This is a genomic window from Caulobacter sp. CCH9-E1, from assembly GCF_001556515.1.
GTDB lineage: Bacteria > Pseudomonadota > Alphaproteobacteria > Caulobacterales > Caulobacteraceae > Caulobacter.
This window is the reverse complement of sequence record NZ_LSJA01000344.1, coordinates 1-1,038: the sequence shown is the minus strand read 5'-3', so window position 1 is coordinate 1,038 and position 1,038 is coordinate 1. Positions and strand designations below refer to the sequence as shown.

The following is a 1,038-nucleotide window of genomic DNA, read 5'->3' as shown; positions in this document are numbered from 1 at the left end:
GACCAGGCCCGACGCCTCTCCGCCCTGGACATTGATCGTTACCGACACCCCGCCGCTTCCGACCGGTTCGATGCTTCCCGCGGAGGCCGGGCGGAACACCTCCGGCCCCCGCTCGCCGACCAGATAGGCGCCGCCCGGCAGCACCGGGCCGCCATCAGCCCGGGCGCCGGCAAAGCTCTTCGACAGCGCCTCGCCCAATCCTCCGCCCTTCAACGCCGCCCCGGCCGCGCCCAGCACCGCGCGCGCCAATTCGGCCAGCGACACCTGGCCGTCCGAAGCCGCGCGGGCCAAGGACTTGACCAGCGACGCGCCGGCGCGAGCGAAGGCCTCGTCGATCGAGCGCGCGGCCCGCTCGGCTGGGGCTTTCAGGCTGTCCAGCGCGGCGGCGGCCTCGGCGGCGCGGGCAGGAACAGCCGAAAGGCCGTCTGGGTCGAAGCTCATGCGGGGATCTCCTCATCAGGATAGCGGGCGATCAGGGCGAAGAGGTCGGCGCGGCTGAGCACGGGCGCGGGCGGCGCCTCGGTCAGCGCGCGCCACTCCTTCAGCGACAGCCGCCAGAAGGCCTCGGGCGGCAGGCCCAGGCTGAGCGCCAGGCGCAGCGGCGCGCTCCAAGCGCTCATCCGCAGGCCGCGAGGGCGACGGCCAGGGCCGAGGCGGCCTCCGGGACCGTGGCGCGGGCGGCGATCTCCGGCGCCTCGCCGCCGCCCTCCAGCAAGGCGGCCAGCACGGCGAAGAGGTTGGCGGCGCTCAGCGTGGCGATGCGGTCGGGCAGCTGCGACCAGTCGGACAGGTCAAGCGCGGCCTCGATGCGCGCCAGGGCGCCCAGGGTCAGGCATAGGCGTCGCGGCGCGCCGGCCAGGGTCACGACGACCTCGCCGCGCGCGGGGTTGGGCGGGAGCATGGTTCTTGAACCTCAATAATGGCGTGTCATCCCGGCCGTAGCGAAGCGAAGAGCCGGGACCCAGGGGCGGTGCGCGCAGCACTCTTGCAACCCCTGGGTCCCGGATAGCCTCTGCGAGGCTTCCGGGATGACACGAG

Annotated in this window: 3 protein-coding genes; all 3 read right to left on the bottom strand. The window is 74.1% G+C overall.

The annotated features are described in order from the left end of the window. The coding region (locus AX690_RS19620; protein ID WP_066730526.1) for a phage tail tape measure protein at positions 1-441 on the bottom strand (441 nt) is incomplete at its 3' end. Then, positions 438-620 carry a phage tail assembly chaperone gene (locus AX690_RS19615; RefSeq protein WP_066686195.1) on the bottom strand — a complete coding sequence of 61 codons (183 nt, stop codon included), beginning with the start codon at positions 618-620 and terminating at the stop codon, positions 438-440. The genes AX690_RS19615 and AX690_RS19620, both read right to left, overlap by 4 nt. Beyond that, entirely contained in the window at positions 617-901 is a 285-nt protein-coding gene (locus tag AX690_RS19610) for a GTA-gp10 family protein (protein WP_066686194.1), read from the bottom strand. Before AX690_RS19610 ends, AX690_RS19615 begins: the two co-directional genes overlap by 4 nt. Between the last annotated feature and the right edge of the window lie 137 nt (positions 902-1,038).

Coding starts and splice junctions, on each gene's coding strand:
- AX690_RS19615 (WP_066686195.1), bottom strand. CDS start 620: ATGAGCGCTTGGAGCGCGCCGCTGCGCCTGGCGCTCAGCCTGGGCCTG.
- AX690_RS19610 (WP_066686194.1), bottom strand. CDS start 901: ATGCTCCCGCCCAACCCCGCGCGCGGCGAGGTCGTCGTGACCCTGGCC.